Below are 23,383 nucleotides of genomic sequence, written 5' to 3'. Positions count from 1 at the left end.
GCTAACCGATACAAAAATGGCTATCCACTGGATAGCCATTTTTTTATCTCTATTGCTTAACTTGCAGTGGTATAAATTGCATAACTTAATCGCGGTAAGGTCACCGTTAACTCTGCTGATGCGGCCTGTGCGGCATCTTCAATTGATGGCACGACAACATCTGGCCATGTGGTCATTAAGCGATAACGCTTACCCTCTTGAGTGACATTAATCGTCTGCGCTTGCTCACCGCTATTAAACACCATCAAAAATTCTGCCCCTGTTTCAGGGTCTACCCGAGCGAATGCAAACATGTCTTTGTCTGCTTGGTAAAAGCGGTCTTGATATTGACCACGACGCAAAATAGGATATTGCTTACGCAGTTCACTCAGTTGCGCTATTGCTTGATACAAAGGGTGCTTAGGGTCAAAATTATCATCTGCGGTCGTCGCTTTTGTGCCCAGTAAAATGTTGTCATTGTAGCTAGCAACGTGAGATACAAACATATCCTCTCGTGCGTCAATGTCATTACCATCACCCGTAAACCCTTGCTCATCACCATAATAAATCACAGGAATACCACGAGATAAAAACATAAACGCATGAGACAAAATACTGCGTTGCAATTTATCGGCTGAGCTCACATCAGGATAGGCTTGATTGATAAAATAACCAGTGCGTCCCATGTCATGATTACCTAAAAAAGTCATCAATAAATCAGCCTGGCTGTCGTCATCTTGATATAACGAATCTTGGGCAAATAATTGCTGGGCTAATACAGGACTCTTGCCGCGATAAAAAATATCTGCCGCAGTTTGTTGAAACGCAAAGTCCAATACCGAAGGTAACTTGCCTTGGGTGGTAAAAACACTGAGGTTGTTAGGGTTGGTATCGTACACTTCACCAAACACATGAAACTGAGGAATGCCTTGCGCCTTGGCAAAGTTAACGATTTCAGGGCTAAACGTTTGCCAAAATGACAAGTCCACATGTTTAACTGTGTCGATCCTAAATCCATCTGGCTTAAATTCTTTAATCAGATTTTGGTAAATATCAACCATGCCAGATACCACTTCAGGATCTGCAGTATTAAGATCATCTAAGCCACTAAAGTCGCCATTTAACGAGCTTTCACCTTTAAATGTGCTATCACCTTGATTGTGATAAAAACGTGGGTCATTTAACCAATCAGGCACTTTTACACTCGCTTGATCTTGAGGCACAAACGGCGTGTAACTGTCGCCCTTTTCCACTTGAGCTAACGACTTGTATTCGCAATGGGTTTGCGGCGCAATAAACTCACCCGACGCTTGATGACACTCTTGATACTTGATGACATCGGCAGTGTGGTTAGTAATAATATCAAAAAAGACTTTTATACCGCGTTGATGTGCAGAGTCTATAAGCTGCTTTAAGTCTGCGTTAGAGCCAAAATGCGGGTCTATTTCGGTAAAGTCGACAATCCAATAACCATGATGCGCAATGCCATCTGATTGAATGGCTTTATTTCGCAATAATGGCGTCATCCAAATCGCGGTAATACCAAGGTTTTGTAGATAATCTAACTTTTGTTCAATACCTAATATATCACCGCCATGAAAACCGCGACTGCTGTTAGTATCAAAACCACCAGCTGAAATTGGTTTAGAGGTTGAGCCGTTGTCATTACTGCTATCGCCGTTATAAAAACGGTCTGGCAATACAAAATAGAAAATATCGTCCCGAACATCACGATGTAAGTAATCTTGGTATATATCAGCTTGTACGCTTGGTTGTGGCAAAGGCTGAACGGCCGACGCTACCACTTCTGTTTCTGCCTGCTGACATCCACTTAACACCAATGCTGCACTCAATAGTGCCCATGTTGTCTTGTTCATATTGTCTTAGAATCCTTTAATTGAATGGCATCGATAAATGCTCGGGTATTGATCAAACATGTTGTCGTAATGTTTAAGGTAACTCATGTCCTTTAGCGCTGACATACAATGCATACCAGTGCTCACGGCTTAACGAGACGTTAGTGGCTTTTGCACAAGCCTTAATACGCTCTAGGTTGGTAGTGCCAATAACAGGTTGAATTTGGCTAGGATGCTGCATTAACCAACTTAATAACACGGCTTCTGGGCTAGTGTGATATTCAGCGGCTAACGTAGCAACAAGCTGGCTGGTTTGCTGCACGGCTGTAGACTGTTCCGTTGTTGCGATGCCACTGTAAATCCCTTGGCATAAGCTGCCCCACGCCTGAATTTGTATATTATGTTGATTGCAGTACTCGAGCGTACCAGGGGTAAAGTTAATGTCTTTACCGTCTTGATTACCCGCATAAACGGTTTCGTCTACCCATGCGTGTTTTTGCAGACTCATTTCAATTTGGTTTACCACTAATGGCTCTCCAAGCATACGCTGCAGCGCGCTAATTTGATGTTGCTGCATATTCGAAACACCCAGAAAACGCACCTTACCAGCAGCTTTTAGCTGTTGAAATGTTTCGGCAATTTCTGCTGGCTGCATTAACGGATCGGGGCGATGAAGCACTAATACATCAAGGTATTCGGCATTGAGTTGCTTAAGGCTGTTATCAACAGAATACTTAATCCACTCTGCTGATAAGTCGTAACGCTTAGGGCCCTTGCTGTCTTCAAATCGAATACCGCACTTGGTTTGCAGGTACATTTTTTCACGCAACTCAGGGCGCTGAGCCAATACTTTGCCAAAAACTGATTCAGCTTTACCAAAAGTATAAATATCTGCGTGATCAAAATAGTTTATTTGGTTATCCAGCGCAGTATCAATGACCTCATGGGCTTGCTGAATATCCGCTTTAATAATGGCATTGTTATTCCAACCGCCACCCAGCCCCATACAGCCATAAACGATAGGGCTAACGTTGGGTAAAAATTCTGTTAAGGGTAAACCCGTCATATTGATGCTCTTTTTATAATGGTAATGAATATGAGTGTATTGGATCCTGCATAAAAATGAACCGTAAAAACCAAAATCATTATTTGGTATATCTACCAATAACAGATTACAGTTCTCTATAAAATATTATTGATGGTTATAATGATGAGCCGTGAACACAAAAAATTTGAGCGATTATTCTTATTCAGCGAAGTCGCCAAACAACTTAGCTTTACCGAAGCGGCTGCCTCGTTAGGGATATCGAGAGGATATTTATCTGAGCAGATTAGACAACTCGAAAAAGAAGTAGGCCGGCCATTACTCATACGCACAACACGCAGTGTAAGGTTAACGCCACAAGGTGAGATGATTTTATCGAGCATGGGACAAGTAAAAGCCGACTTACTCATGCTAGACAAAAGAATTCGTCACGACAACGACGATATCTCAGGGCGGATAAGCATTACAGCGCCTAGCCAACTAACGCAACGACATTTGCTTAATATTTGCCATGAGTTTACTCAATTACATCCTCAGGTACATTTTAGTATTGATTGCAGCTATACCCTGCACGACTTAACCCGTAACGATTTTGATCTCGCATTTAGGGCTACCGCAACACCACCGCAAAACATGGTCGCTAAAAAGCTATTTGATTATCAGCAAATCTGTTGTGCGGCCCCAGCTTATCTTCAACAACACGGCACACCTGATTCGATTGAGGATTTGCACCATCACCAATGCTTAACCGCTACAGAACAAACACACTGGACCTTCAATGCTCAGCCGATATTAATCAATAGCTGCTTGAGTGTTAACGATAATCATATGCTTAAACAGTTGGCATTATTGGGTCGAGGGATTATTGTCGGGCCAGAGTATTTAGTCGATAAAGAAATACAAGCAGGCACATTACAAGCCATCTTAACCACAGAAACCATGAACGCATCGACCGCCTATTTAATTCACCCACAGTTGGTACAGCAATCAGCAAGGCTAAGCAGTTTTATTCAGTTTACGTTAAATTGGTTTCAGCAATTGAATGCCCAATAACGAGTCGATTTGAACTAAGCCACTCTACTGATGACAATGCCGATTTGCGAGTAAACCGTTAAGGTTATAGTTAATTAAAAAAATCCCGAAGATGTAAAAGAGCCAATAAACAATGAACCACAATAAAGCCAATAAACCCCTGAGCAAACACAATATGATAACTGCGCCATGCTAAAGCATTACTAGGGTCTGCTATGTACCAACCAGCTCCGCTAACCACTACTAGCAGCAACAAAATAACCCCAACGCCTTCAATGACACTGATTAAGCCTTTACCCCCAGAGTGTGGCAATTGACCGTGCACTAACCCTCGCACATCTGCAAGCAATGGCGTTAATTCAAAGGTAAGCCAAGGAAAAAACTGACGCCACTGCCCGGCCGCACACACTTTATAAGCAAACATCAATGCTAACAGTGCAGTAAACAAGCCACCATAAACATGAAATACATCCCAAACACTGGCGCGAAGACTTAATTGACGTCCAATGAATATCCATGGGCTGGTGCAAATTAATAACAACGACATCAATATCATCAATGGATGCAATACTGCCTCAATACGCTGCCATAACAGCTTTAATGCCATTAATTAAGCCTCTATTATTTGCTGAGCAAACTCATCAACTTTCTGCCAATCGGTAAACTCTACTTTGGTATTAGGGTCTGTCGGTCCTTTGGTTAGCCACATAATAAACCGAATAATATTCCGGTCCATGGCACCATAACCTTGGTAATCTAAATTACCGCCAAACACCTGTAATAACTTGGGCTGCCAAGGGCTTTGACTTAAAAACTGTTGCATATAGCTGTTAGTTTGCGGCGTATTCTTATTGGGTTTGCGCGCCACTAAACTCACCGAGAAAAAACCACTGGGTTTATTGTCCAATTCCGCACGATGATCTTCAATAAATTGATACAGGGCTGGGCGATGTTTGCCATGACGAATGCTGGCGCCAATGTACACTTTATCAAATAGGGCTAAATCGGGAGCTTCCGCTAAGGATGCTACCGTGACCAGTTGATCTTGCTCAATCAGTTGACGCTGTAAATATTCACATATTTTTTGAGTGTAACCATGGACACTTGAATGGATCAGTAAAATTTGGCTCATGCTGACCTCGAATGAAATCATTTAAAAGTAATACAGTATCTTAGACCACTGGCGCGAAAATTTACATGAAACAGATCACGTCATCATCATCCATAATTACCGCAATATGAACTACCGTAATGCAATGTGAACTGCCGCGCAAAAAAATACCCTAGCCATAAATGGCTAGGGTCTATTGAGCTTTACAGCAATTTACAACGACTGTAAAAAGGCGATTACCTGATCACGCTCTGCTTGCGTTAAGGCCATAAAGTCTTGCTTAGACGTTTTAGATTCTCCGTCATGCCACAAAATGGCTTCTTCCAAGGTTGCTGCGCGGCCGTCATGTAAAAATCCGGCTTGGGGATTAACCGTTTGGGTTAAGCCTATGCCCCACAATGGCCGAGTACGCCATTCGTTACCGTCGGCTAAAAAGTCTGGACGACCATCTGCCAGTCCTTCACCCATATCGTGCAACAACATGTCACTAAATGGATAAATAGTTTGGCCTTTTAAGCTTTCGCTCATCGGTAATCCGCCAATATCACCTGAGGTTTTGGTCACAAACGACGGCGTATGACAACTGCTGCAATTAAGTTGCTCAAATAACCGAGCGCCTTCACGCACTGCAGTTTTATCAACATTACGTCTGGCTGGCACCGCTAATGTTTCGGCATAAAATACCACTGAGTCACTGAACTCTGCACTGGCCTCAGGCGCACCATTAACATCTTCACCAGTATCAACAAACCCAGTTCGTGTTAAATATGAATCATGTAAGCTGGTGCCAACAATACTTTCATCAGGAAATAACGGGTTAGTAATACCAATGTCGCCACGTAATGCACCTAATGATTGTACTCGCACACTTGGAGTATTCGCTTTCCAACCAAAGCGACCTAAAGACACGGGTGTACTGTCACCATTTTGTGCTTTTATGGCATCAAATACCCAATTAGCCCGTCCAGAAATATCATCTTTGTTACTGTCATCAGCATCAACATTGGCGAGAATGCTTGCCTCAGGTATTGCTTCTAGCAACCCTAAACCAAACACAGGCATGCCGTTACGCCAACCCATTAACACATCATCTTGTAATAGATTTGAAGTTACATTGGCACTTTGCAGGGTTTCGCCTGGTGCATCATATGGATTTTCGACCGCGAAAATAGGCTTCTTCAAACTAATGGTGCGTCCATCGGCATACACTTCATCATGTCGCTCATAAGACAAATACACATCTGCTTGACCAACAAATGCATTGTCTTGCCAATCAGGGCGCGCTTTTAACACTCCGCGATGAAATAGCTGGTCACCAAAATCTGGCACTTTAATCGGCGCACAGTAATTATTATCTGCAGTTCCTACAGTACAAGGTTCAGCAGGAGCTTTGCTGATACGTAAGAAAATACCCGCTGCCGACCCCAGTTTTACCCGAGTTTCATCTGCGGCCAAAAAGGGAGTGGAATTTCGGCCATCGCGTTGATGGCAAGAATTACAGTCAGCGTTATTAAATACTGGGCCTAAACCATCAAGCTCAGGGTGTTGATCATTCGGCGCTGTAGTAAACGAGACTTCAAAGTTGGTATCACCTCGTAAATGTAACGCGAGTTCATCTGCCGTTAAATTTAACGATGGCGTTGAAAAGCCATGGCCAGAGTTACTGGCATCGAATGTCGTGGTGTCACCACCTAAAGCAACAATTGAGGTATAGCTAGGATAAGTCACTACCGGATCAATGGGTGCTGGCGAGGTTTCATCATCGCCGCTGCCACCACAAGCACTAAGGCTAAGCCCCAGTAATGCTACAAACCAATATGGTTGTCGTAATAATTTGTTCATCTTTGTCTCACACATTCACACTGAAATTGAGTTTATGTAGCAGTAATGCGACCTTGTTATGAGTTGAGTCTCTATTTTTTTGGTCACACTTACCCTCTCAATAAGGTCGTTCCATGGCCTTATTGAGACGGTAACAGCTAAATTATGAGTTCCAATCAGATAATAAAGGCAGCACATCTGACTGCAGCGTCGTTTGTAACTTTGTTAATGCATCCACGGCGACTTGGGTTCTAGCACGGCCATCAGCATCGAGAATCGCTTGGCGGAACGGCATGCTAGTACTACCCGAAATGGCTTGGATTTTTAAAATGGCATCATCAATTTCGCTGGCAACACGCGTCGCTAAAGTCGCATCAGCTGCTGTCACAAAATCAATTAAGCCTTGCTTATCAGCGCCACCAGTAAACTCACCTTGATAAACGTTACGCACACCTATGATGTTATTTGAAAAGTCGGTTAGTGAGTTCCACGAATACTGCGACTCCACCTTAGAGGTGTCTGCCGTAGTTAATGACTCTCCGAATGGATCGGCAATTTTACCGTTACCCACTTCATCGACAATACCAATCATGCCGTTGATCAATTCTTCAATAACCGCCAACTGAGAAGAGTAAATAGTGTTAGTTGCATCGCCAGGAGTTTTAAGCAACTCGGCATAAGGTTTGGCGTTAGCATCTTGTGGGTTATGGCTCACTTGCCAAGCATCGTCTAATTGAGTGGTGTAATCGCGGAACACTTCCGCTAAGGCGATTAAATACTCACGTTCTTTGGTGCTAAGATCTGCAATCAACTTTGTGTTGCTGTTAACACCATCGCCAAACAACAGATATTCCATTGTATGAAAACCTTGAACGTCATCATTCCAACCTTTAATGGTGTCGGCATCAAAACCATTACTGTTGGCTAACTGGGTTTGTAAGTCAGTGGTGTTTAACGGCCAGCTGTCTAAATGCGGGTCGATACTCAATGAGTCTACTGGGCCAAAGATATGCGACTCCCCTTGTTCCCAAGGTTGACGAGCCGACTTCCACGCATTTTGTGCCGCCACTAAATCGGCTTGTACCGTTGAAGTAAGTAAGGTTTGGGTTGCCAATAATAAGGCATCACCTTTTGCCGCTAAATCAGCATAACCAGCCACAATCACATCATCGGTTAAGTTAGTGATCATTTCTGTCGCGACAAAACTAAAACCGGTTGTAGGTGTAGTTGGGGTTGTCGGGGTGCTAGTGTCATCCGAGCCTGAACCGCCACACGCGGATAATGTTGCCACTAGTGCTAGTGAGATTGCAGTGTAGTTAAAACGCATAATAAAACTCCATGTAAAAAATAAGTCAAAAAATTAAATTCGCTTATAGCGAGAACTGATATCCCACACCTAAAGCAAAGAAATTGGTGTCAGGAATACTGGCAACAGCCACTTGATGAAGACCACCTTCGGCTTTAATCACAATCTCAGGGATCGGGAAATAGTTAATACCTACACTGCTCCAAGTATTTTCATAACGCTTGGTTGCAGTGCCCGTTTCAACGGACATAAGTGGATTGGAATAATCGATATTGGCAAACACGGTCATCGGAATATCAAACCATTCATCAAGTTTGACGCCCGCCTCGACAAAGAACGACTGCGACTCTGAACCCAGTTGGGCAAAATTACCTGGACGTAAACCTGGGGTGGTTTTGTTAGCCTGGGTAATAGCGTCAGCATTGTCTAACGAGCCATATAAATATTGACCGCGGAGGATCCATGGACCTTCAACAAAGGCTCCGGCAACAGACACAATGCTAAGAGCACCATCAACATCGAGTTTGTTACTCTTATGGCGATTACCACTGGTATTACCGTAGTAATAAGCCACGCCGACTGCACTGCCGGTTTTGAAATTGCCATAATCAATACGACCAGCAAATGCTAGGTCGTCAGCATTCACTTCTTCAAAGCGTTTTTGATGGCCTGATGCCACCCAATCATAAGTGCGGAAATACTCAGAGTTTAACCCACTAACAACTTGTGCCTGATAATGAAAATCGGCAATCTCTCCGTAAACACCAATACCGTTTTCGTTCCAAACGGTCGGCATCATCGCAGCTTCACTCTTGTGACGTTGCACTGTTAGATATTGATTAGGTTTGTGTAACATGCTCGACAAGCCAATAGGCAAGTGAATATTACCGAATTTCACCCCAAAGGCTTTTGATGGACGGTAACGAATTTCCGCTTTTTCAACCACCACTTCGCCACCCGCTTCAACTTCGGATTCAAACTCACCAAATTCATCAAAGCCGTCATATTCTAGTGAGGTGCCAGTGCCACCGTGCTCATACTCAATTTCAACTTCCATACTCCAATCATCAGTGAACTGATAACCAAACTCGGTCACAATCCGCTCTAAATCAGTACGACTACGTCGCTCTGCGGATGTATCTTGTACGTTATCGAAATATTCATCACTGGTGTAAACAGCGCTGCCATATGAGTTAAAGCTAAAACGGCTTAAACGGTCTTGCGCTTTAGTGGTTTGTTGCACCACAGTGTCAACTTGAGTCGTCACTTGTTTGTTTTGCTGCTGTTGTTGTTTTTGCTCGGCGGCCAATGTGGCAAGCTGCTGTTTTAATATCGTAATTTCAGCTTCTTGCTTGGCAATGGCTTTGGCTAATGTTTCAGTATTCGTTGCAGCTTGAGCATTAGGTATTACGCTCAAACCCAATACACTTGCCACAGATACTGCCAACAAGGTTAACTTTCTATTCATCTGTTTCTCCGACACGTCACGTTAATGCTCCCTCTAAAAACGCAACAACCATATAATAATTGATAACGATTCGCATTATAATTTACATTAAGATTAGCAATTTAATTTACACTAAATTACATTTCACTTAACAAACCGTTTTATGTCACTATGGAAAACAACAATCTAAAAACTTCCTATAAACCGAGTATTTTCAATGCCAAACAGCAGTGATACGGCCTTATTCAGTGGTAAATCCGCCTTTATTGAACGCACTAACCCACAACATCTGCTGCTATGGATGACTTTTGTAATGTCCATGGTGTTTGCAGTTTGGCAGGCTTTGTTAAATAACTTTGTTATTGAACGCGCCGCATTCACGGGCGCTGAAATTGGATTACTGCAGAGTTTAAGAGAGGTACCTGGATTTTTAGCTTTTACCGCTGTGTTTGTATTGCTGCTGGTCAAAGAGCAAACCTTTGCCTTAACATCCTTGGCACTATTGTGTATTGGAGTGGGGATTACCGGCTGGTTTCCTGATGTCATCGGGTTGTATTTAACAACGATACTCATGTCTATTGGGTTTCATTATTTTGAAACAATAAATCAATCGCTTACGTTACAGTGGGTAGATAAAGCCGATGCACCTGGCTTTATGGGCAAAGCGTTAGCGTGGCGCTCCGCTGCAGCACTTGTTGGCTATGGTTCAATTTGGTTAATAATGAGTTGGTTGAGCCTGGACTACATCTGGATGTATAGCATTATTGGCGGATGTGGATTAGTCATGGTGTTCATTATGGCAGTGTATTTTCCTCGTTTTGCCATAGGCTCCATTCAGCACAAACACTTAATACTGAGAAAACGCTACTGGCTTTATTACTTGCTAACCTTTTTCTCTGGAGCGCGCAGGCAAATTTTTATGGTGTTTGCTGGCTTCATGATGGTTGAAAAATTTGGCTATTCGGTGTCTGAAATCACCGCTTTATTCTTAATTAACTATGTCGTTAACTTACTCTTTGCCCCTACCATTGGTCGCTTTATTGGAAAAATGGGTGAACGTAACGCATTAATTATCGAATACGTTGGCTTAGTGATTATTTTTAGTAGCTACGCTTATGTCAGCGACGCCAATATTGCGGCTGGACTGTATGTGATTGATCACCTGCTTTTTGCTATGGCGATTGCGATGAAAACCTATTTTCAAAAAATTGCTGATAAACAAGATATTGCATCAACCATGTCGGTCAGCTTTACCATTAACCATATTGCTGCGGTAATTATCCCTGTTTTGCTAGGCATTTTATGGCTCAGTTCGCCTAAAGCAGTATTCTTCATTGGCACTGGATTTGCGATATGTTCACTCGCACTAGCATTCAATGTGCCGCGTCATCCAGAGCCAGGTAAAGAAGCTCTATGGTCACCGTTAATGACAAAACGCTAAACGATTTAGCACAGATGTCATACCATACAAACATGGTGCAAGTGTAATGCAAAAGGGGGTTACTGATGACTGATATTGATGTGACGACAACGCAAGATGACAATACTCAAGTGTCCGCGCGCAAAAAAACCTTATTACTTGGGCGCATTATCGGTTTAGCCAGCGAAGAGGATTATCGTCCTTCAACAGCATCCGTTGCAGAGCGTGCAGAATACCGTCAACGCAAGCAACTCAGCCAGTATCAGACCAACCTTGAAAGCATTTTTGCATTAGCTATTAATTACACGCCATCTGATGTAACAGGTGTCGAATTAGATCCTGATTGGCGTTACCAATTTTTTCAAATGGCTGAACAAATTCATAACCGTAAGATGCAAGATTTGTGGGCCAGAATTTTAGCCAGTGAAATTGTCAATCCAGGTAATTTTAGCCTGCGGACTTTAGCGGTATTACTGCAACTGACGTTTCGAGAAGCACTGATATTTGAAAAAGCCTTAGGTATGTCGGTTAAAATCAATACCGAGCCCAGATTTAAATTACTCAGTAGTTATCGTATTAACGGTGGGATGAAACAATATTTTCGTAAGCATACTCAAACAAACTTCGGCCTGTCTCAATTCGGCTTACCTTATTCGAGCATTTTAACCTTAGTTGATGCGGGGATTTTACATAAAAGCGAGTTTGAAACCGGACTCTTAAACAGTAATGAACATATTCAGTTAACCATGTGTAATGCAACTTTGTCGCTAAAACCTAAACATCAGCACTTATTATTTACTTATTATCGATTTACCACTGTAGGCGATGAGTTGTGCCAACTAATACAGGCAAAAAGTGATGATGAATTTATCAATGCCGTTAAAACCATGTTGGCCAAAGACTTTATGGTTAACAGTTAATTTTTTTGTAAAGGTGTGCATACTTTGCTTTGTGTTCGCTAAACAAAAATTGGCGCAATATTTCACGAGACTCACCTTCTGCACTAATTTTTGCTGCCATGACCCCGTTTTCAGTTCGTACCGGTTCAAACACCATATCGAGATGCACACCATTAGGTAAAATAAGTTGTGTTAAGCGTGGCACTTTGGCGTTAAGTTCTTGCGGTACTTTAATAGTCATGCCTGAACTCGATAAAGAGAGTACCTCAACAAATTTAGCCGTATCGTTATCAATGACTTTTATATTTTTGACATTATTGAGCCGCCAGCTACGTTCACCGCCGCGCATATCAATGACTTCAGGAATGCCCAACTCTGGCAAAAATTGCCCAAGCTCATCTTGCTTTAAGGTTAATGGAAACCATAAACGGTAATAACTAATTTCAGCTAATAGGGTTAATTTGGCATTCCCCAAAATATGAGCAAGCACTTGGGGTATTTCGGTCGCAACACTTAATGAATGTCTCGATAAAGTATTATCGGTACTGTCATCTTCCGGCGAGAATACACCGCTAAAATAAGCGAGCTCTTCATCAGATAAAGTAGACATAATCTAGCCTTTTTTTACACACTAACACGATCTCCATACTAACACCTTAGTATGATGGCGAACAAACTTTAACCAAATACAGCCATTCATTATGATATAAAAGCCTTATTAATTAACAAAAAATACATCACAAAGAATAGGCTCGAGATGATTATCTATACTCACACCTAAATGAAAAAAGACGAACTCAGTTCGTCTTTTTAAGGCTAATACAATCTAATCATTATCGATCGTGTTCAGCTTCTATCTGCATGGCTTTTTTAAATGATGCATGGCTCATTAGCTGTTGATAGTACTTCGCAATATTAGGATACTTGTCAAACTCACCATTTTGGCCAACAAGCTCTGCAATAAACGACATCATAATATCTGCACCGCTAAGACGGTTACCGACTAAATATGACTTACCGTCTAAACGGTCATTAACATAGCTGATGACTTTTGCCGTTTCTGCATCGGCATATCCACCGATAAAGCGAGTTTCTGCACCATCCATTTTAACAAAGATTTTCAGTAATAATGGCAAAGCAGCCGAGCTTTCAGCAAAATGCATCCATTGTAAGTAATCGATATAATCTGCTGTGCCTATTGCTGGCATCAGTTTATCAGCGCCATAGGTTTGAATTAAATACTCGGTAATCGCGCCCGACTCAGCAATGGTATAACCGCTCGCTTCTAATACTGGTGATTTACCTAATGGATGAACCGCTTTTAACGATTCTGGCGCTAAAAATGTGGTTGCATCACGCTGATACGCAACCAGCTCATAGTCCACTCCCAATTCTTCTAATAACCAAATTATGCGTTTTGAACGTGATTTATTTAAATGATGTAGTTTAATCATTAAGCCATCCTGGTACTGTTAGTGAGTAAAAAAGCAAACCCAATCAACAACTCACTGGGTTTGCTTTTATCAATCAACTTATTCTGTTATTTCGAGTTAACGTTAAGTGCAACCACTTAACCAAGCAGCTTATTAGCTTAATAAAGCTAACATTTTCTCAGCCACTAGCTCAGACGATGCAGGGTTTTGACCGGTAACGAGTTTACCGTCAACTACCGCATACGGATGCCAGTCGTCACCCTTAGAGTAGGTTGCACCATTTTGCTGTAGCATATCTTCAACCAAAAACGGTACAACGTTAGTTAACTGTACTGCTTCTTCTTCACCATTAGTAAAACCAGTGACATTTTTACCGGCAACAAGTGGGGTTCCGTCTGGCTTTTTAGGGTACTTAAGTGCAGCTGGTGCATGACATACTAAACCTAAAAGTTTATCTGTTTTGTAGCACTGCTCAATTAACGCAATAGAGTCTTTATCATTAGTTAAATCCCATAATGGACCATGACCGCCTGGATAAAATACCGCATCATAATCTGCTACATTAACTGATGCCAAAGTATGAGTATTGGATATTAACGCCTGCGCTGTAGCATCGGTGGCAAAACGGCGTGTTGAGTCAGTTTGAAAATCAGCTTCATCACTTTTCGGATCTAATGGTGGTAAACCACCTTTAGGTGAAGCCAAAACAACCTCAACACCTTTATCAGTAAATGTGTAGTATGGCGCCGCTAATTCTTCCAACCAAAAACCGGTTTTCTCGCCTGTGTCGCCTAATTTATCGTGTGACGTTAATACCATTAATACTTTCATGATGATTCCTTAAATACTGTTTGTTTAACTGTAATCAATTAGATTACAGAGGATTGTTTACTTTAATCACAACCTTGCCGAAGTTTTCGCCCTTTAGTAGCCCAATAAAGGCTGCGGCCATATTTTCAAGACCATCGACAATTTGTTCACGATATTGAATCTTACCTTCACCAAGCCATTGGCCCATATCTTTGGCAAACTCTGGATAGCGGTCACCATAATCGTCAAAAATAATAAAGCCTTGCATCTTAATGCGCTTAACCAGCAAAGTGCCCATCAGTAATGACAAACGATCAGGACCATCCGGTAACGAAGTCGCGTTATACTGTGAAATTAATCCACACACTGGCACTCGAGCACCGGTATTTAATAACGGTAAAACCGCATCAAACACTTTGCCGCCAACGTTTTCAAAATACACATCAATGCCGTTATCACAATGGGCTGTCAGTTGCTGCGCAAAATCAGCCGCTTTATGGTCAATACATTCATCAAAGCCTAATACTTCTTTTGCGTAGCGACATTTTTCTTCACCACCAGCAATACCAACAACTCGACAACCTTTCAACTTAGCAATTTGGCCAACCGTTGCGCCAACAGGCCCAGTAGCCGCGGCAACCACAATGGTTTCGCCCGCTTTAGGCACGCCAATATCTAATAATCCCATATAGGCAGTAAAACCTGGCATGCCCATAATACCCAACGCATAAGAAGGATGGCTTGGGTTATCGCCCAATTTCATCAGCCCTTCACCATTGGATACTACGTAATCTTGCCAGCCACCAAATGATAATACCCACTCACCCACTTTGTAGTCAGGATGATTAGACACTTCCACTTGAGATACCGATGCGCCCACCATCACATCATCAATAGCAACGGGATCAGCATATGATTTAGCGTCATTCATACGGCCACGCATGTAAGGATCAAGTGATAAATACACTGCGCGCAATAACACCTCACCTTCAGCTGGTACAGGTTTGTTGACGGTTTCTAAGCGAAAATTATTAGCAACTGGCTCACCTTGAGGGCGGCTAGCGAGTACTATACGACGGTTTTGAGTGTTCATCTTGTGTCCTTTAAATAACATAGGCACCATACAATGGTGCTGGAGAAGACAATATGACCTCGGTTGTTAAAAGCTATTGATAGCTGTAATACTGATATAAGCCAAACACTGTTACCATAACCAACCAAGGCCAAATAATACGTTCTTTTTACTTAAGTTGATCAATTCAAATATGATCAACAACTTTGCGAGCTAAGCGACTGATATGAATAAAAACAAACATCTATTACTCGAAAATCAGTTCTGTTTTGCTGTTTATTCAACGTCATTGGCGATTACCCAACTGTACAAACCATTACTCGACTCTATCGGGCTAACTTACACCCAGTATTTGGTGATGTTAGTCCTCTGGGAGCAAGATGGGTTAAGTTTAAAAACCTTAGCCAGCAAGCTTGGGCAGCAATCTGGTGCATTAACACCGGTCATAAAACGGCTCGAAACCGATGGCCTGCTAAAGCGCATTCGCGAGCCCTTAGATGAACGGACCTTGTCCATGCAATTAACCGAAAAAGGTCATCAACTTCAGCCCCAGGCAGAAAAAATCCATCTATGTATTCTTGAACAATGCGGTATTGAAATGTCTGAACTCGACGATCTAAAACAACAACTGGATCAATTTAGGCGAAAACTGCCTAACCATATTGAGTTCTAACGCACAAAATGTTGCAAAAATTTAGATTCAATTTGTTTTGCTTAACCACATGATAATCACGATAACTAATTGTGCGCAACTTAAATTAACAATTTTTAAGGTCAATAACCGATTACGTGATGCCGCCGCATTGTTTGAAAAAAATAAAACGCTATTAAATCCCGCTTTGCCAGCTGACTGAAATGGTCATCAAGAACTTGCCATTACGCGACATTGACACTATTGCGACCGACATTTTTTGATGAATACAACGCTTTATCTGCCCGCTTAAATATCTCTAAGAATGCTTTATCCTGAGAACGTAAGGTTGCAACGCCAATACTAATGGTTATCGAAGGAGTTTTTTGTTCTTCGTACTGTTGCTGAGCCTCTCTTAACCGTTCAGCCAGGACATAAGCAGAGTCAATATCAGTATCGGGTAATAAAATAGCAAACTCTTCACCGCCAATTCGAGCCAATACATCTGCCTCCCTAACATGTTCATTGCATATATTGGCAACGCGCTTAATCACCTCATCCCCCACTAAATGGCCATAGGTATCATTCACTTTTTTGAATAAATCAATATCAATAATCATTAATGAGAATGGTTGAAAATAGCGAGTAGCACGAAAAAACTCATGTTCGCAAAAAGACGTAAATGAACGACGATTAAACAAACCCGTTAACGGATCGGTATTAGCAAGCCGCTCTAATTTTGAACGTAAATGATAAGCAGCAGTAATATCGGTAGAAATACCAATAAGGCCAATTAATGTGCCTTTGTGGTTATATAAGGGTTGTTTAACTTCGTGATATACAATTAGCGAAGCTGGGGTATCAACAATAATATCGTCAGATAGTTTGCTTTGAGAATTAAGCACTTTAGTGTCATTCACGTGCAATATATCTACAACATTCGCGGGAAAGTAATCGCTATCGGAAGTGCCCTTTAGCTTTTCAAGCGTCACGCCAAAGTAATCTAGCGTCAGTTGATTCGCATAAACATATTTGCATTGAGTGTCTTTTAAATAAATATAAGCATCAACTTGATCAAGGATAAGCTCATAGGTATCTAACATCATCTTTTTAGTTTGCTGCTGACGGTATCGGTTTAAGTTCACAAACAGCAACAAAGCGATAGCTAACAATAAAATGAAAATTAATAATCCAACGATTTCAAGCGACATGAGCATTCCTTAGCTACCATCTATATCCATATACGCCATTGATGTTGATGACGCCGACCGAACAATATACTCTTATTACATACAGTTAACCATACCGTATGCAAATATGGGCAAGTATAAAAAGATCTATTGTGACAATCAAATAATGAATGCAAGATTCAATTTTGAAGTACGCTGTATATTATTGAAATATCACAATATAGATTCTAATTATCGGGCTGAAATCGACAATATAGGAGCTCAAGTCCATTTAACCTTAGTTCCGGATAATAAACAGCCATCAAACGGCCATCCATTTTGCTAACTAACCTCAACTCAAAACAAGCGTTAAGGTTAGATATTGTCGATACCACTGACTTAAAGTAATAAATAACATTAACGCTTATAAATAACTCCGTTCTTCATCACAAATGACACATCTAACAGCGCTTTAATTTGCTCAAGAGGACTTTTCTGCATCGCAATAATGTCGGCATATTTTCCAACCTGCAGCGTGCCAATCTTATCTGTCATATCAATCAGTTTTGCCGAATTAATCGTTGCACTGATTAAAATATCCTCATTGCTCATACCGGCTTCGCTCATCAATACTGCTTCTTTAGCATTGTCACCATGATGTGACACTCCACTGTCGGTGCCATAAGCAATGTTAACCCCAGCTTTATAAGCCGCACTGAAGTTGTTCATCATGTCACCACCAACACGTATTGCTTTAGCTTTAATGGCTGGAGACATAAAGTCAGCCCCTGCGGTATTAGCCATTTTCACTACCGTGTCGCCCGCCAACAATGTTGGCACTAAAAATGCGCCACTTTTCTTCATTAATTTAATACTTTCTTTATCGGCGTAACTGCCATGTTCAATACTGTCGACGCCGGCGCGCAACGCTGCATTAATGCCTTGGGCAGCATGGGCATGGCTGGCCACTTTACGGCCTAAAGCATGCGCAGTATCAATAACTTCCTTAAGTTCGTCATCGTCCATTTGCTGACCAGTACCAGTATTGGTGTCAGATAACACTCCTCCGGTAGAGGTGATTTTAATCACATCAGCGCCAAACTTAATCGCCCGACGAGTCGCGCGGCGGCAATCATAAGGTCCGTCACAAATAGTCTTAGAGGTAAATTTATCAAGTAAATCAGGGCTCATGCCATCAACATCACCATGACCTCCCGTTACCGACACGCCACCAGATGCAATAATTCTCGGGCCATCAACCCAGCCTTTATTAATGCCGTCGCGTAATGCATAAATCTGTTCCGGTTTCGCGCCTAAGTCTCGTACCGTTGTGAAACCTGCTAACAAGGTTTTCTTGGCAAAATAAGCACTGTGCATCGCCACGTCAGCATCCGACATTCGCAAAACCTCGCTATCATTATTTGGCCCTAACTCACCCTGCAAATGAACATGCATATCCATCAACCCTGGCATAACAAAGCTGTTTTTTAAATCAATAATCTCAATATTGTCATGCTCGTCCACCACCGGTGCAGACTGATAGCCTGAAGTGATAGAAGTGATAACCCCATCTTTTATCACTACAGTTTGCTGAGTTAAAGGAGACTCGCCTGGCGTAGTTAATAATGTACCAGCATAAATAACGTTAATATCGGCAGCCTCTACCGCCGTAGATGCCATCGTTAATCCGAATACCGCTAAGGCGATAGTGGTAATAGTATTATTATTCATGGAAACTCTTTTTTTAATTTTAATTGGTTAAGTTTTCTACACTGCCAAAAATGCTGTTATGTTACAAGAGAGTAAAATATCGTGTTACATAACGATTAAAAAATCGTTTCGTCATTAACAAACAGTGAATGAATATAGAATGAATATTGCAATTTTTGGCGCGGGTTCAACAGGCTGTTATTTAGCGGGTCAGTTATGTATATCAGAGTTACAAGTCAGCTTAATTTGTCGCCCAGCAATTAAGCAAAAAATCATCGCCAATAACGGCATTACCTTGACCGATTATAACGGCTTTAAACAAACTATTATGCCGCAAGCGTTGATCACCGATATCAACCAAGAATCGTCAATCTATGGCAAATTTGATGTAGTATTCGTCACCTTAAAATGTCATCAAGTTAGCAGTATTGCCAATCAATTAATGGCGATTACTCACGACAACAGCAGCATTATATTTATGCAAAATGGCTTAGGCAGTTTTGACAGCATTAAAGACTCGCTCGATCATTACAGCTTACTCCAAGGGATCACGCCATTTAATGTGCTGCAACTGCCCAATGCTGTGTTTCACAAAGGCACAGAGGGTGTGTTTACCTTGCAAGCAAACCCTCATACCATAGCAATTCAATCCGCACTGGTTAACCACGGATTTGGTTGCGACATTGAAGCAGACTTTACCCCGATGATTTACGGAAAATTACTGTTAAATCTCAATAATGCGTTAAATGCGGTCACCGACTTGCCAATTAAACAGCAATTAAGTCATTACAAAAATCGCCGAATATTGGCTAAAGCAATGAAAGAGTGGTTAGCGGTGTGCGAGGCGGCAGATATCCAATTACATCAATACACCAAGGTTAAACCCTCCTGGTTACCCACCATTTTATTGTTGCCAAATGTACTCTTTACTGTTTTAGCTAAACAGATGCTCGACATCGATCCCAAAGCACGCTCATCAATGTGGGAAGACATTCAAGCAAAACGAAAAACGGAAGTTGATTACATCAATGGCGCGGTGGTCAGTATTGGCAAAAAATACGGTATAAAAACGCCGGTCAATCAGGCGATAGTAGAACAAATAAAACAGCTAGAACAACGACATTAACCAAATGCCGTACGCGATATCGTTGTCGAGAAAAATGTAAATTTATTGTAAGATTTTACAACAACAATACAATTGACGTAATCGCACGATACAATAAAACAAGCAGAAGTAGTGCGCCCAAAGGTGGCTCTCAATAAAAGTCATCGTGACGTAATCTTTATTGCTTATAACTTAACGCGATTAACCAATCGGAAATTAATTACAGATGAATGACAGCACTTTCTTTTTTGGCGATTGGCAAATTAATCCACAAAGTAATAGCGTTCAGTCTGGCGATGTTATTCGCAGTCTTGAACCCAAAGCCATGGATGTGTTGCGTTTACTGTGCCAACACCAAGGGGAAGTGCTAGCAGCAGACGATATTATTAACCACTGCTGGAACAGCATCGCCATTGGTGATAATCCGCTGCATAAAGTCATTACCCAGCTGCGTAAAGCATTAGGCGATCAAGCATCTAATCCGCAGTACATAGAAACCATCCGCAAACGCGGTTATCGCACCATCGCCAGTGTTGAATTCCCTATTGGTCATCATACCAAAGTCACTACCCAACAATGGCAAGGCGCCTCGCCGTTCCCGGGGTTACGCGCATTTGACACCAACGACTCCAATGTATTTTTTGGCCGAAGTGAGCAAGTTGACACCTTATTAAATCGCATTACTAAACAAGTTGAATTTGGCCGAGCCTTCTGCTTAATCCTCGGCCCGAGCGGTACAGGTAAATCATCGTTAATTAATGCCGGTATCATGCCGAATTTAATGTCAAAAAATGGCTTTAACGGGGTTGGCGTAATCGATAATGCCAACCTAGATTTAGCCGATGTCACTAAAGGCAGGTTAATTATCGATATCGCCAGTGCGATGCTCGACTGGGAAATCAATGACCAAGCGGTGTTTACCGACTGCAGTGCCGATATGTTGGCAAACAAACTGCAAAACGACATCAACGCCGTTATTGAATATTGTCAGCTAGCTTTAGCCAAATACTCGTCCATCAATGATGACAATGCCCCCAAATACAGTCGGCCCCATTTTTCATTGTTTATCGACCGTTTAGAAATCTTATTAGCGTCGCCATTATTTACCGAATCCGAACGTAACAATGTATTAGATATCCTCGAAACGCTTGCGGTTTCAGGGGTAGTATTAATGATTAGTGCTTGCCGCAATGACTTTTACCCTCAGGTCGTTAGCCACCCAAGCCTAATGGCAGGCAAAGCCAATGGCTCACATTTCGATTTATCGGCCCCAACCCGAGCAGAGCTGATGCAAATGATCCGCTTGCCGGCCAATGCAGCTAACCTCACATGGACACTCGATCCCGATACGGCAATGCCGTTGGACGAAATACTTTGCAGTGAAGCCGCCTCAAACCCCGATGCTCTGCCCATGTTGCAATACACCTTGCAATCACTGTATTTAAACAAAGATGACAACAACCAATTATTGGTGTCGGTATACCATTCGCTTGGGGGGATTGAAGGCGCCATCGGTAAAAATGCCGAAGAAGTGCTCAACCAATTAAACAACAGCGAACGCGCCGCACTGCCTAAAATACTGTCGATGTTAGTCACCCTAACCGAAGATGAAAAATCGATCACTAGCAGCACCGCCCGCTGGAGCGATCTCAGTAGTGATGCCGAAATAAACCTTGTCAAAGCTATGGTTGATAACCGTTTGTTTGTTTCGCATCTGCAACAAGATCAAGCCTGCTTTAGTATTGCCCACGAAGCGCTATTAAGGCGCTGGCCCCGCGCGACCCAATGGATAACCGAGCACAAGGACAGTTTAGCGATTAAAAGCCGTTTACAGCATCAATCCAACCGCTGGCTGGCGGAGTCAAAAAGTAGTGCTTATTTACTGGCAGAAGGTAAACCATTGGCAGAAGCAAGCACATTGCTCAATAATCAATTGTTTAACCTAGAGCCTCAAGAACTCGCCCTCATTCAAGCCTCTAGCAAACAAGCCAACATCGGGCGCTGGCGCCGCCGTGCAGTCATGCTAGCCCTTGTTACACTGACATTGATTTCTGTCGCCATGAGTGTTCGCAGCATTGAGGCCGAAACCCAGGCACAACAAAAACGCCTGGCGGCAGAAAACTTACTCGGTTTTATGGTGGGTGAATTCGCCGACAAAATGCGCGGTATTGGCCGCATGGACTTGCTCGATGGTATCAGTAATAAAGCATTAGAATATTTCAGTGACGTTTCCGCCGACGATGCCAGCTATTTAAGCTTTGAAGCCCAGTTTCAGCACAGCCAAACCTTAGAGGCCATGGGCGAAGTGGCCTATTCTCGCGGCAATACCGACGAAGCCCACAGCGCCTTAATCGCCGCCCGTGAGCGCATGCTGCCGTTACTCGAAATACAACCCCAAAACCTCAACTTACTTAAAACCTTAGGCGCCAATGCTTTTTGGCTCGGCAGGCTTGAATACGATAAAAGTGATTGGGCAGCAACGCAGCCTTGGTTTGAACAATATTTAACATACAGCCAAGCCATGTATCAATACGCGCCAGACGATAACGATGCGTTAATGGAGTTGTCGTACGCACAAAACTCTCTTGGCTCGATACACATGAAGCAGCAAAACTTTGCTGCTGCACGAGAGGCATTTGAGCAATCATTACAGTTAAAACAAAAAGCACTAGTTCAAGACCCAAGTAATAGCAAAATGATTGCTGATGTGGCCAATGCACAATCATGGATTGCCAGTGCAGCCACCGCCCAAGGCGACATTACCGCGGCGATACAAATACACCAACAAATTCAACAGCAGCTGTCCAATCAAGCATTAGAAAAACAACCTTATTTACTTGACAGGTTATCGAGCAGCTATCAAATACTGGCTAATTTATTAAATTACCAAGGCCACCAACAACAGGCTTTTGAAAAAGCACAGCTTAGTTTAGTCGCAATTACCGATGCCCTAAAACAAGATCCTGATAATGATATTTGGAAGATCCAACAATATTACGCCTACTTGAATATGCTGGCATTCAGTACTAAACCCATTGAACACACCATGGGTCACAGTATTGACTCATTAGCTACCATGCTTGATGAAGACATCACCTTAAAAACATCTGCTAAAAAAATGGATGTGTGGGCAACCTATCAACTGGCTACAGCAAATTATTTAGCATCACAAGGATTATTGTCAGATAGCCTAAACTATGCCCAACAGGCAACAACCTCTTTTAATCAATTAATCAATGAGTTTAAACAAAATTCTTATTACTTGGCTCGTTTAGCCCAAAGCAATATGTTAACAGCAACATTGCTGACTCAATTAGGCCAGCCACAACAAGCCAACTCTCTGTGTCTGCAAACTAAAAAACAATTGGCACTGATTGCCGACAAAAATAATGAGCCCAAATTTACCGTGCCCTTCGCTAAGGCCCTCGATTGCCTCGGTGAGCTAACACAACACCCCAATTTAGTTCAACTGCTAGAAAGCTCAGCCATAACCGATTTTAGGTTTAATCCTAAAACTAAAAAACCTAACCTCTAACC

The 23,383-nt window shown here is 42.2% G+C and carries 19 protein-coding genes; 6 read left to right on the top strand and 13 right to left on the bottom strand.

The genetic code is table 11. From position 1 onward, the window contains the following. Positions 1 to 56: 56 nt before the first annotated feature. Both SFRI_RS04220 and SFRI_RS04215 read right to left on the bottom strand, forming a co-directional pair. Positions 57 to 1,856 carry an alpha-amylase family glycosyl hydrolase gene (locus SFRI_RS04220; RefSeq protein ID WP_011636295.1) on the bottom strand — a complete coding sequence of 600 codons (1,800 nt, stop codon included), beginning with the start codon at positions 1,854 to 1,856 and terminating at the stop codon, positions 57 to 59. A gap of 73 nt (positions 1,857 to 1,929) precedes the next feature. Beyond that, complete coding sequence (locus SFRI_RS04215; protein WP_011636294.1) at positions 1,930 to 2,901, bottom strand: aldo/keto reductase; 972 nt, start codon at positions 2,899 to 2,901, stop codon at positions 1,930 to 1,932. 144 nt (positions 2,902 to 3,045) lie between these two features. Here SFRI_RS04215 and SFRI_RS04210 point away from each other — a divergent pair, with 144 nt between their 5' ends. Next, positions 3,046 to 3,933: a LysR family transcriptional regulator gene (locus SFRI_RS04210; RefSeq protein WP_041412794.1), complete on the top strand. Its 888-nt coding sequence runs from the start codon at positions 3,046 to 3,048 to the stop codon at positions 3,931 to 3,933. Between the two features lie 70 nt (positions 3,934 to 4,003). Here the strand turns inward: SFRI_RS04210 and SFRI_RS04205 are convergent, their stop codons facing one another. The 5 genes from SFRI_RS04205 to SFRI_RS04185 all read right to left on the bottom strand — a co-directional run bounded on the left by SFRI_RS04205 (position 4,004) and on the right by SFRI_RS04185 (position 9,618). Continuing rightward, on the bottom strand, positions 4,004 to 4,519 hold the full coding sequence (locus tag SFRI_RS04205) for a cytochrome b/b6 domain-containing protein (RefSeq protein ID WP_011636292.1): 516 nt from the start codon (positions 4,517 to 4,519) through the stop codon (positions 4,004 to 4,006). 3 nt (positions 4,520 to 4,522) lie between these two features. Next, the gene (gene hemG, locus SFRI_RS04200) at positions 4,523 to 5,044 is read right to left on the bottom strand and encodes a menaquinone-dependent protoporphyrinogen IX dehydrogenase (RefSeq protein ID WP_011636291.1); all 522 of its coding nucleotides are present in this window, start codon (positions 5,042 to 5,044) and stop codon (positions 4,523 to 4,525) included. 192 nt (positions 5,045 to 5,236) lie between these two features. Continuing rightward, positions 5,237 to 6,865 carry a di-heme oxidoredictase family protein gene (locus SFRI_RS04195; protein ID WP_011636290.1) on the bottom strand — a complete coding sequence of 543 codons (1,629 nt, stop codon included), beginning with the start codon at positions 6,863 to 6,865 and terminating at the stop codon, positions 5,237 to 5,239. 142 nt (positions 6,866 to 7,007) lie between these two features. After that, a complete protein-coding gene (locus SFRI_RS04190) occupies positions 7,008 to 8,171 on the bottom strand; it encodes an imelysin family protein (protein ID WP_011636289.1) in 1,164 nt (387 codons plus the stop codon). 43 nt (positions 8,172 to 8,214) lie between these two features. Beyond that, on the bottom strand, positions 8,215 to 9,618 hold the full coding sequence (locus SFRI_RS04185) for a porin family protein (protein ID WP_011636288.1): 1,404 nt from the start codon (positions 9,616 to 9,618) through the stop codon (positions 8,215 to 8,217). Positions 9,619 to 9,898: 280 nt separating this feature from the next. Here SFRI_RS04185 and SFRI_RS04180 point away from each other — a divergent pair, with 280 nt between their 5' ends. Both SFRI_RS04180 and SFRI_RS04175 read left to right on the top strand, forming a co-directional pair. Beyond that, the gene (locus SFRI_RS04180; RefSeq protein WP_425271581.1) at positions 9,899 to 11,038 is read left to right on the top strand and encodes an MFS transporter; all 1,140 of its coding nucleotides are present in this window, start codon (positions 9,899 to 9,901) and stop codon (positions 11,036 to 11,038) included. 65 nt (positions 11,039 to 11,103) lie between these two features. Further along, the gene (locus tag SFRI_RS04175; protein WP_011636286.1) at positions 11,104 to 11,937 is read left to right on the top strand and encodes a TIGR03899 family protein; all 834 of its coding nucleotides are present in this window, start codon (positions 11,104 to 11,106) and stop codon (positions 11,935 to 11,937) included. Here SFRI_RS04175 and SFRI_RS04170 read toward each other — a convergent pair. From SFRI_RS04170 to SFRI_RS04155, 4 genes are all read right to left on the bottom strand, one after another. Continuing rightward, positions 11,927 to 12,526 (bottom strand): hypothetical protein, encoded by a 600-nt coding sequence (locus tag SFRI_RS04170; protein ID WP_011636285.1) that lies wholly within the window; start codon positions 12,524 to 12,526, stop codon positions 11,927 to 11,929. The genes SFRI_RS04175 and SFRI_RS04170 overlap by 11 nt on opposite strands. Positions 12,527 to 12,749: 223 nt before the next feature. Then, positions 12,750 to 13,370 (bottom strand): glutathione S-transferase family protein, encoded by a 621-nt coding sequence (locus tag SFRI_RS04165; RefSeq protein WP_011636284.1) that lies wholly within the window; start codon positions 13,368 to 13,370, stop codon positions 12,750 to 12,752. Between the two features lie 132 nt (positions 13,371 to 13,502). Continuing rightward, positions 13,503 to 14,180: a type 1 glutamine amidotransferase domain-containing protein gene (locus SFRI_RS04160; protein WP_011636283.1), complete on the bottom strand. Its 678-nt coding sequence runs from the start codon at positions 14,178 to 14,180 to the stop codon at positions 13,503 to 13,505. Positions 14,181 to 14,223: 43 nt separating this feature from the next. Next, positions 14,224 to 15,252 (bottom strand): NADP-dependent oxidoreductase, encoded by a 1,029-nt coding sequence (locus tag SFRI_RS04155; protein WP_011636282.1) that lies wholly within the window; start codon positions 15,250 to 15,252, stop codon positions 14,224 to 14,226. A 205-nt stretch (positions 15,253 to 15,457) separates the two neighbouring features. Between SFRI_RS04155 and SFRI_RS04150 the strand changes: the two genes are divergently transcribed. Beyond that, entirely contained in the window at positions 15,458 to 15,904 is a 447-nt protein-coding gene (locus SFRI_RS04150) for a MarR family winged helix-turn-helix transcriptional regulator (RefSeq protein WP_011636281.1), read from the top strand. Between the two features lie 203 nt (positions 15,905 to 16,107). Here SFRI_RS04150 and SFRI_RS04145 read toward each other — a convergent pair whose 3' ends face one another. After that, positions 16,108 to 17,073, bottom strand: coding sequence for a sensor domain-containing diguanylate cyclase (locus SFRI_RS04145; RefSeq protein WP_011636280.1), 966 nt, complete (start codon positions 17,071 to 17,073; stop codon positions 16,108 to 16,110). 375 nt (positions 17,074 to 17,448) lie between these two features. Next, complete coding sequence (locus tag SFRI_RS04140) at positions 17,449 to 18,762, bottom strand: metal-dependent hydrolase family protein (RefSeq protein WP_011636279.1); 1,314 nt, start codon at positions 18,760 to 18,762, stop codon at positions 17,449 to 17,451. Between the two features lie 139 nt (positions 18,763 to 18,901). Between SFRI_RS04140 and SFRI_RS04135 the strand changes: the two genes are divergently transcribed. Then, positions 18,902 to 19,867 carry a 2-dehydropantoate 2-reductase gene (locus SFRI_RS04135; protein WP_011636278.1) on the top strand — a complete coding sequence of 322 codons (966 nt, stop codon included), beginning with the start codon at positions 18,902 to 18,904 and terminating at the stop codon, positions 19,865 to 19,867. 205 nt (positions 19,868 to 20,072) lie between these two features. Continuing rightward, a complete protein-coding gene (locus SFRI_RS04130) occupies positions 20,073 to 23,381 on the top strand; it encodes an nSTAND1 domain-containing NTPase (protein WP_011636277.1) in 3,309 nt (1,102 codons plus the stop codon). Positions 23,382 to 23,383: the final 2 nt, after the last annotated feature.

This window comes from Shewanella frigidimarina NCIMB 400 (genome assembly GCF_000014705.1).
Lineage (GTDB): Bacteria > Pseudomonadota > Gammaproteobacteria > Enterobacterales > Shewanellaceae > Shewanella > Shewanella frigidimarina.
This window is presented reverse-complemented; position numbering and strand designations above follow the sequence as displayed.

Bases quoted from the DNA above. Each gene is read 5' to 3' on its own strand.
- SFRI_RS04135 (WP_011636278.1), top strand. From the start codon at position 18,902: ATGAATATTGCAATTTTTGGCGCGGGTTCAACAGGCTGTTATTTAGCG.
- SFRI_RS04165 (WP_011636284.1), bottom strand. From the start codon at position 13,370: ATGATTAAACTACATCATTTAAATAAATCACGTTCAAAACGCATAATT.
- hemG (WP_011636291.1), bottom strand. From the start codon at position 5,044: ATGAGCCAAATTTTACTGATCCATTCAAGTGTCCATGGTTACACTCAA.
- SFRI_RS04205 (WP_011636292.1), bottom strand. From the start codon at position 4,519: ATGGCATTAAAGCTGTTATGGCAGCGTATTGAGGCAGTATTGCATCCA.
- SFRI_RS04130 (WP_011636277.1), top strand. From the start codon at position 20,073: ATGAATGACAGCACTTTCTTTTTTGGCGATTGGCAAATTAATCCACAA.
- SFRI_RS04145 (WP_011636280.1), bottom strand. From the start codon at position 17,073: ATGTCGCTTGAAATCGTTGGATTATTAATTTTCATTTTATTGTTAGCT.
- SFRI_RS04215 (WP_011636294.1), bottom strand. From the start codon at position 2,901: ATGACGGGTTTACCCTTAACAGAATTTTTACCCAACGTTAGCCCTATC.
- SFRI_RS04180 (WP_425271581.1), top strand. From the start codon at position 9,899: ATGACTTTTGTAATGTCCATGGTGTTTGCAGTTTGGCAGGCTTTGTTA.
- SFRI_RS04220 (WP_011636295.1), bottom strand. From the start codon at position 1,856: ATGAACAAGACAACATGGGCACTATTGAGTGCAGCATTGGTGTTAAGT.
- SFRI_RS04140 (WP_011636279.1), bottom strand. From the start codon at position 18,762: ATGAATAATAATACTATTACCACTATCGCCTTAGCGGTATTCGGATTA.
- SFRI_RS04190 (WP_011636289.1), bottom strand. From the start codon at position 8,171: ATGCGTTTTAACTACACTGCAATCTCACTAGCACTAGTGGCAACATTA.
- SFRI_RS04160 (WP_011636283.1), bottom strand. From the start codon at position 14,180: ATGAAAGTATTAATGGTATTAACGTCACACGATAAATTAGGCGACACA.
- SFRI_RS04185 (WP_011636288.1), bottom strand. From the start codon at position 9,618: ATGAATAGAAAGTTAACCTTGTTGGCAGTATCTGTGGCAAGTGTATTG.
- SFRI_RS04150 (WP_011636281.1), top strand. From the start codon at position 15,458: ATGAATAAAAACAAACATCTATTACTCGAAAATCAGTTCTGTTTTGCT.
- SFRI_RS04210 (WP_041412794.1), top strand. From the start codon at position 3,046: ATGAGCCGTGAACACAAAAAATTTGAGCGATTATTCTTATTCAGCGAA.
- SFRI_RS04195 (WP_011636290.1), bottom strand. From the start codon at position 6,865: ATGAACAAATTATTACGACAACCATATTGGTTTGTAGCATTACTGGGG.
- SFRI_RS04155 (WP_011636282.1), bottom strand. From the start codon at position 15,252: ATGAACACTCAAAACCGTCGTATAGTACTCGCTAGCCGCCCTCAAGGT.
- SFRI_RS04175 (WP_011636286.1), top strand. From the start codon at position 11,104: ATGACTGATATTGATGTGACGACAACGCAAGATGACAATACTCAAGTG.
- SFRI_RS04170 (WP_011636285.1), bottom strand. From the start codon at position 12,526: ATGTCTACTTTATCTGATGAAGAGCTCGCTTATTTTAGCGGTGTATTC.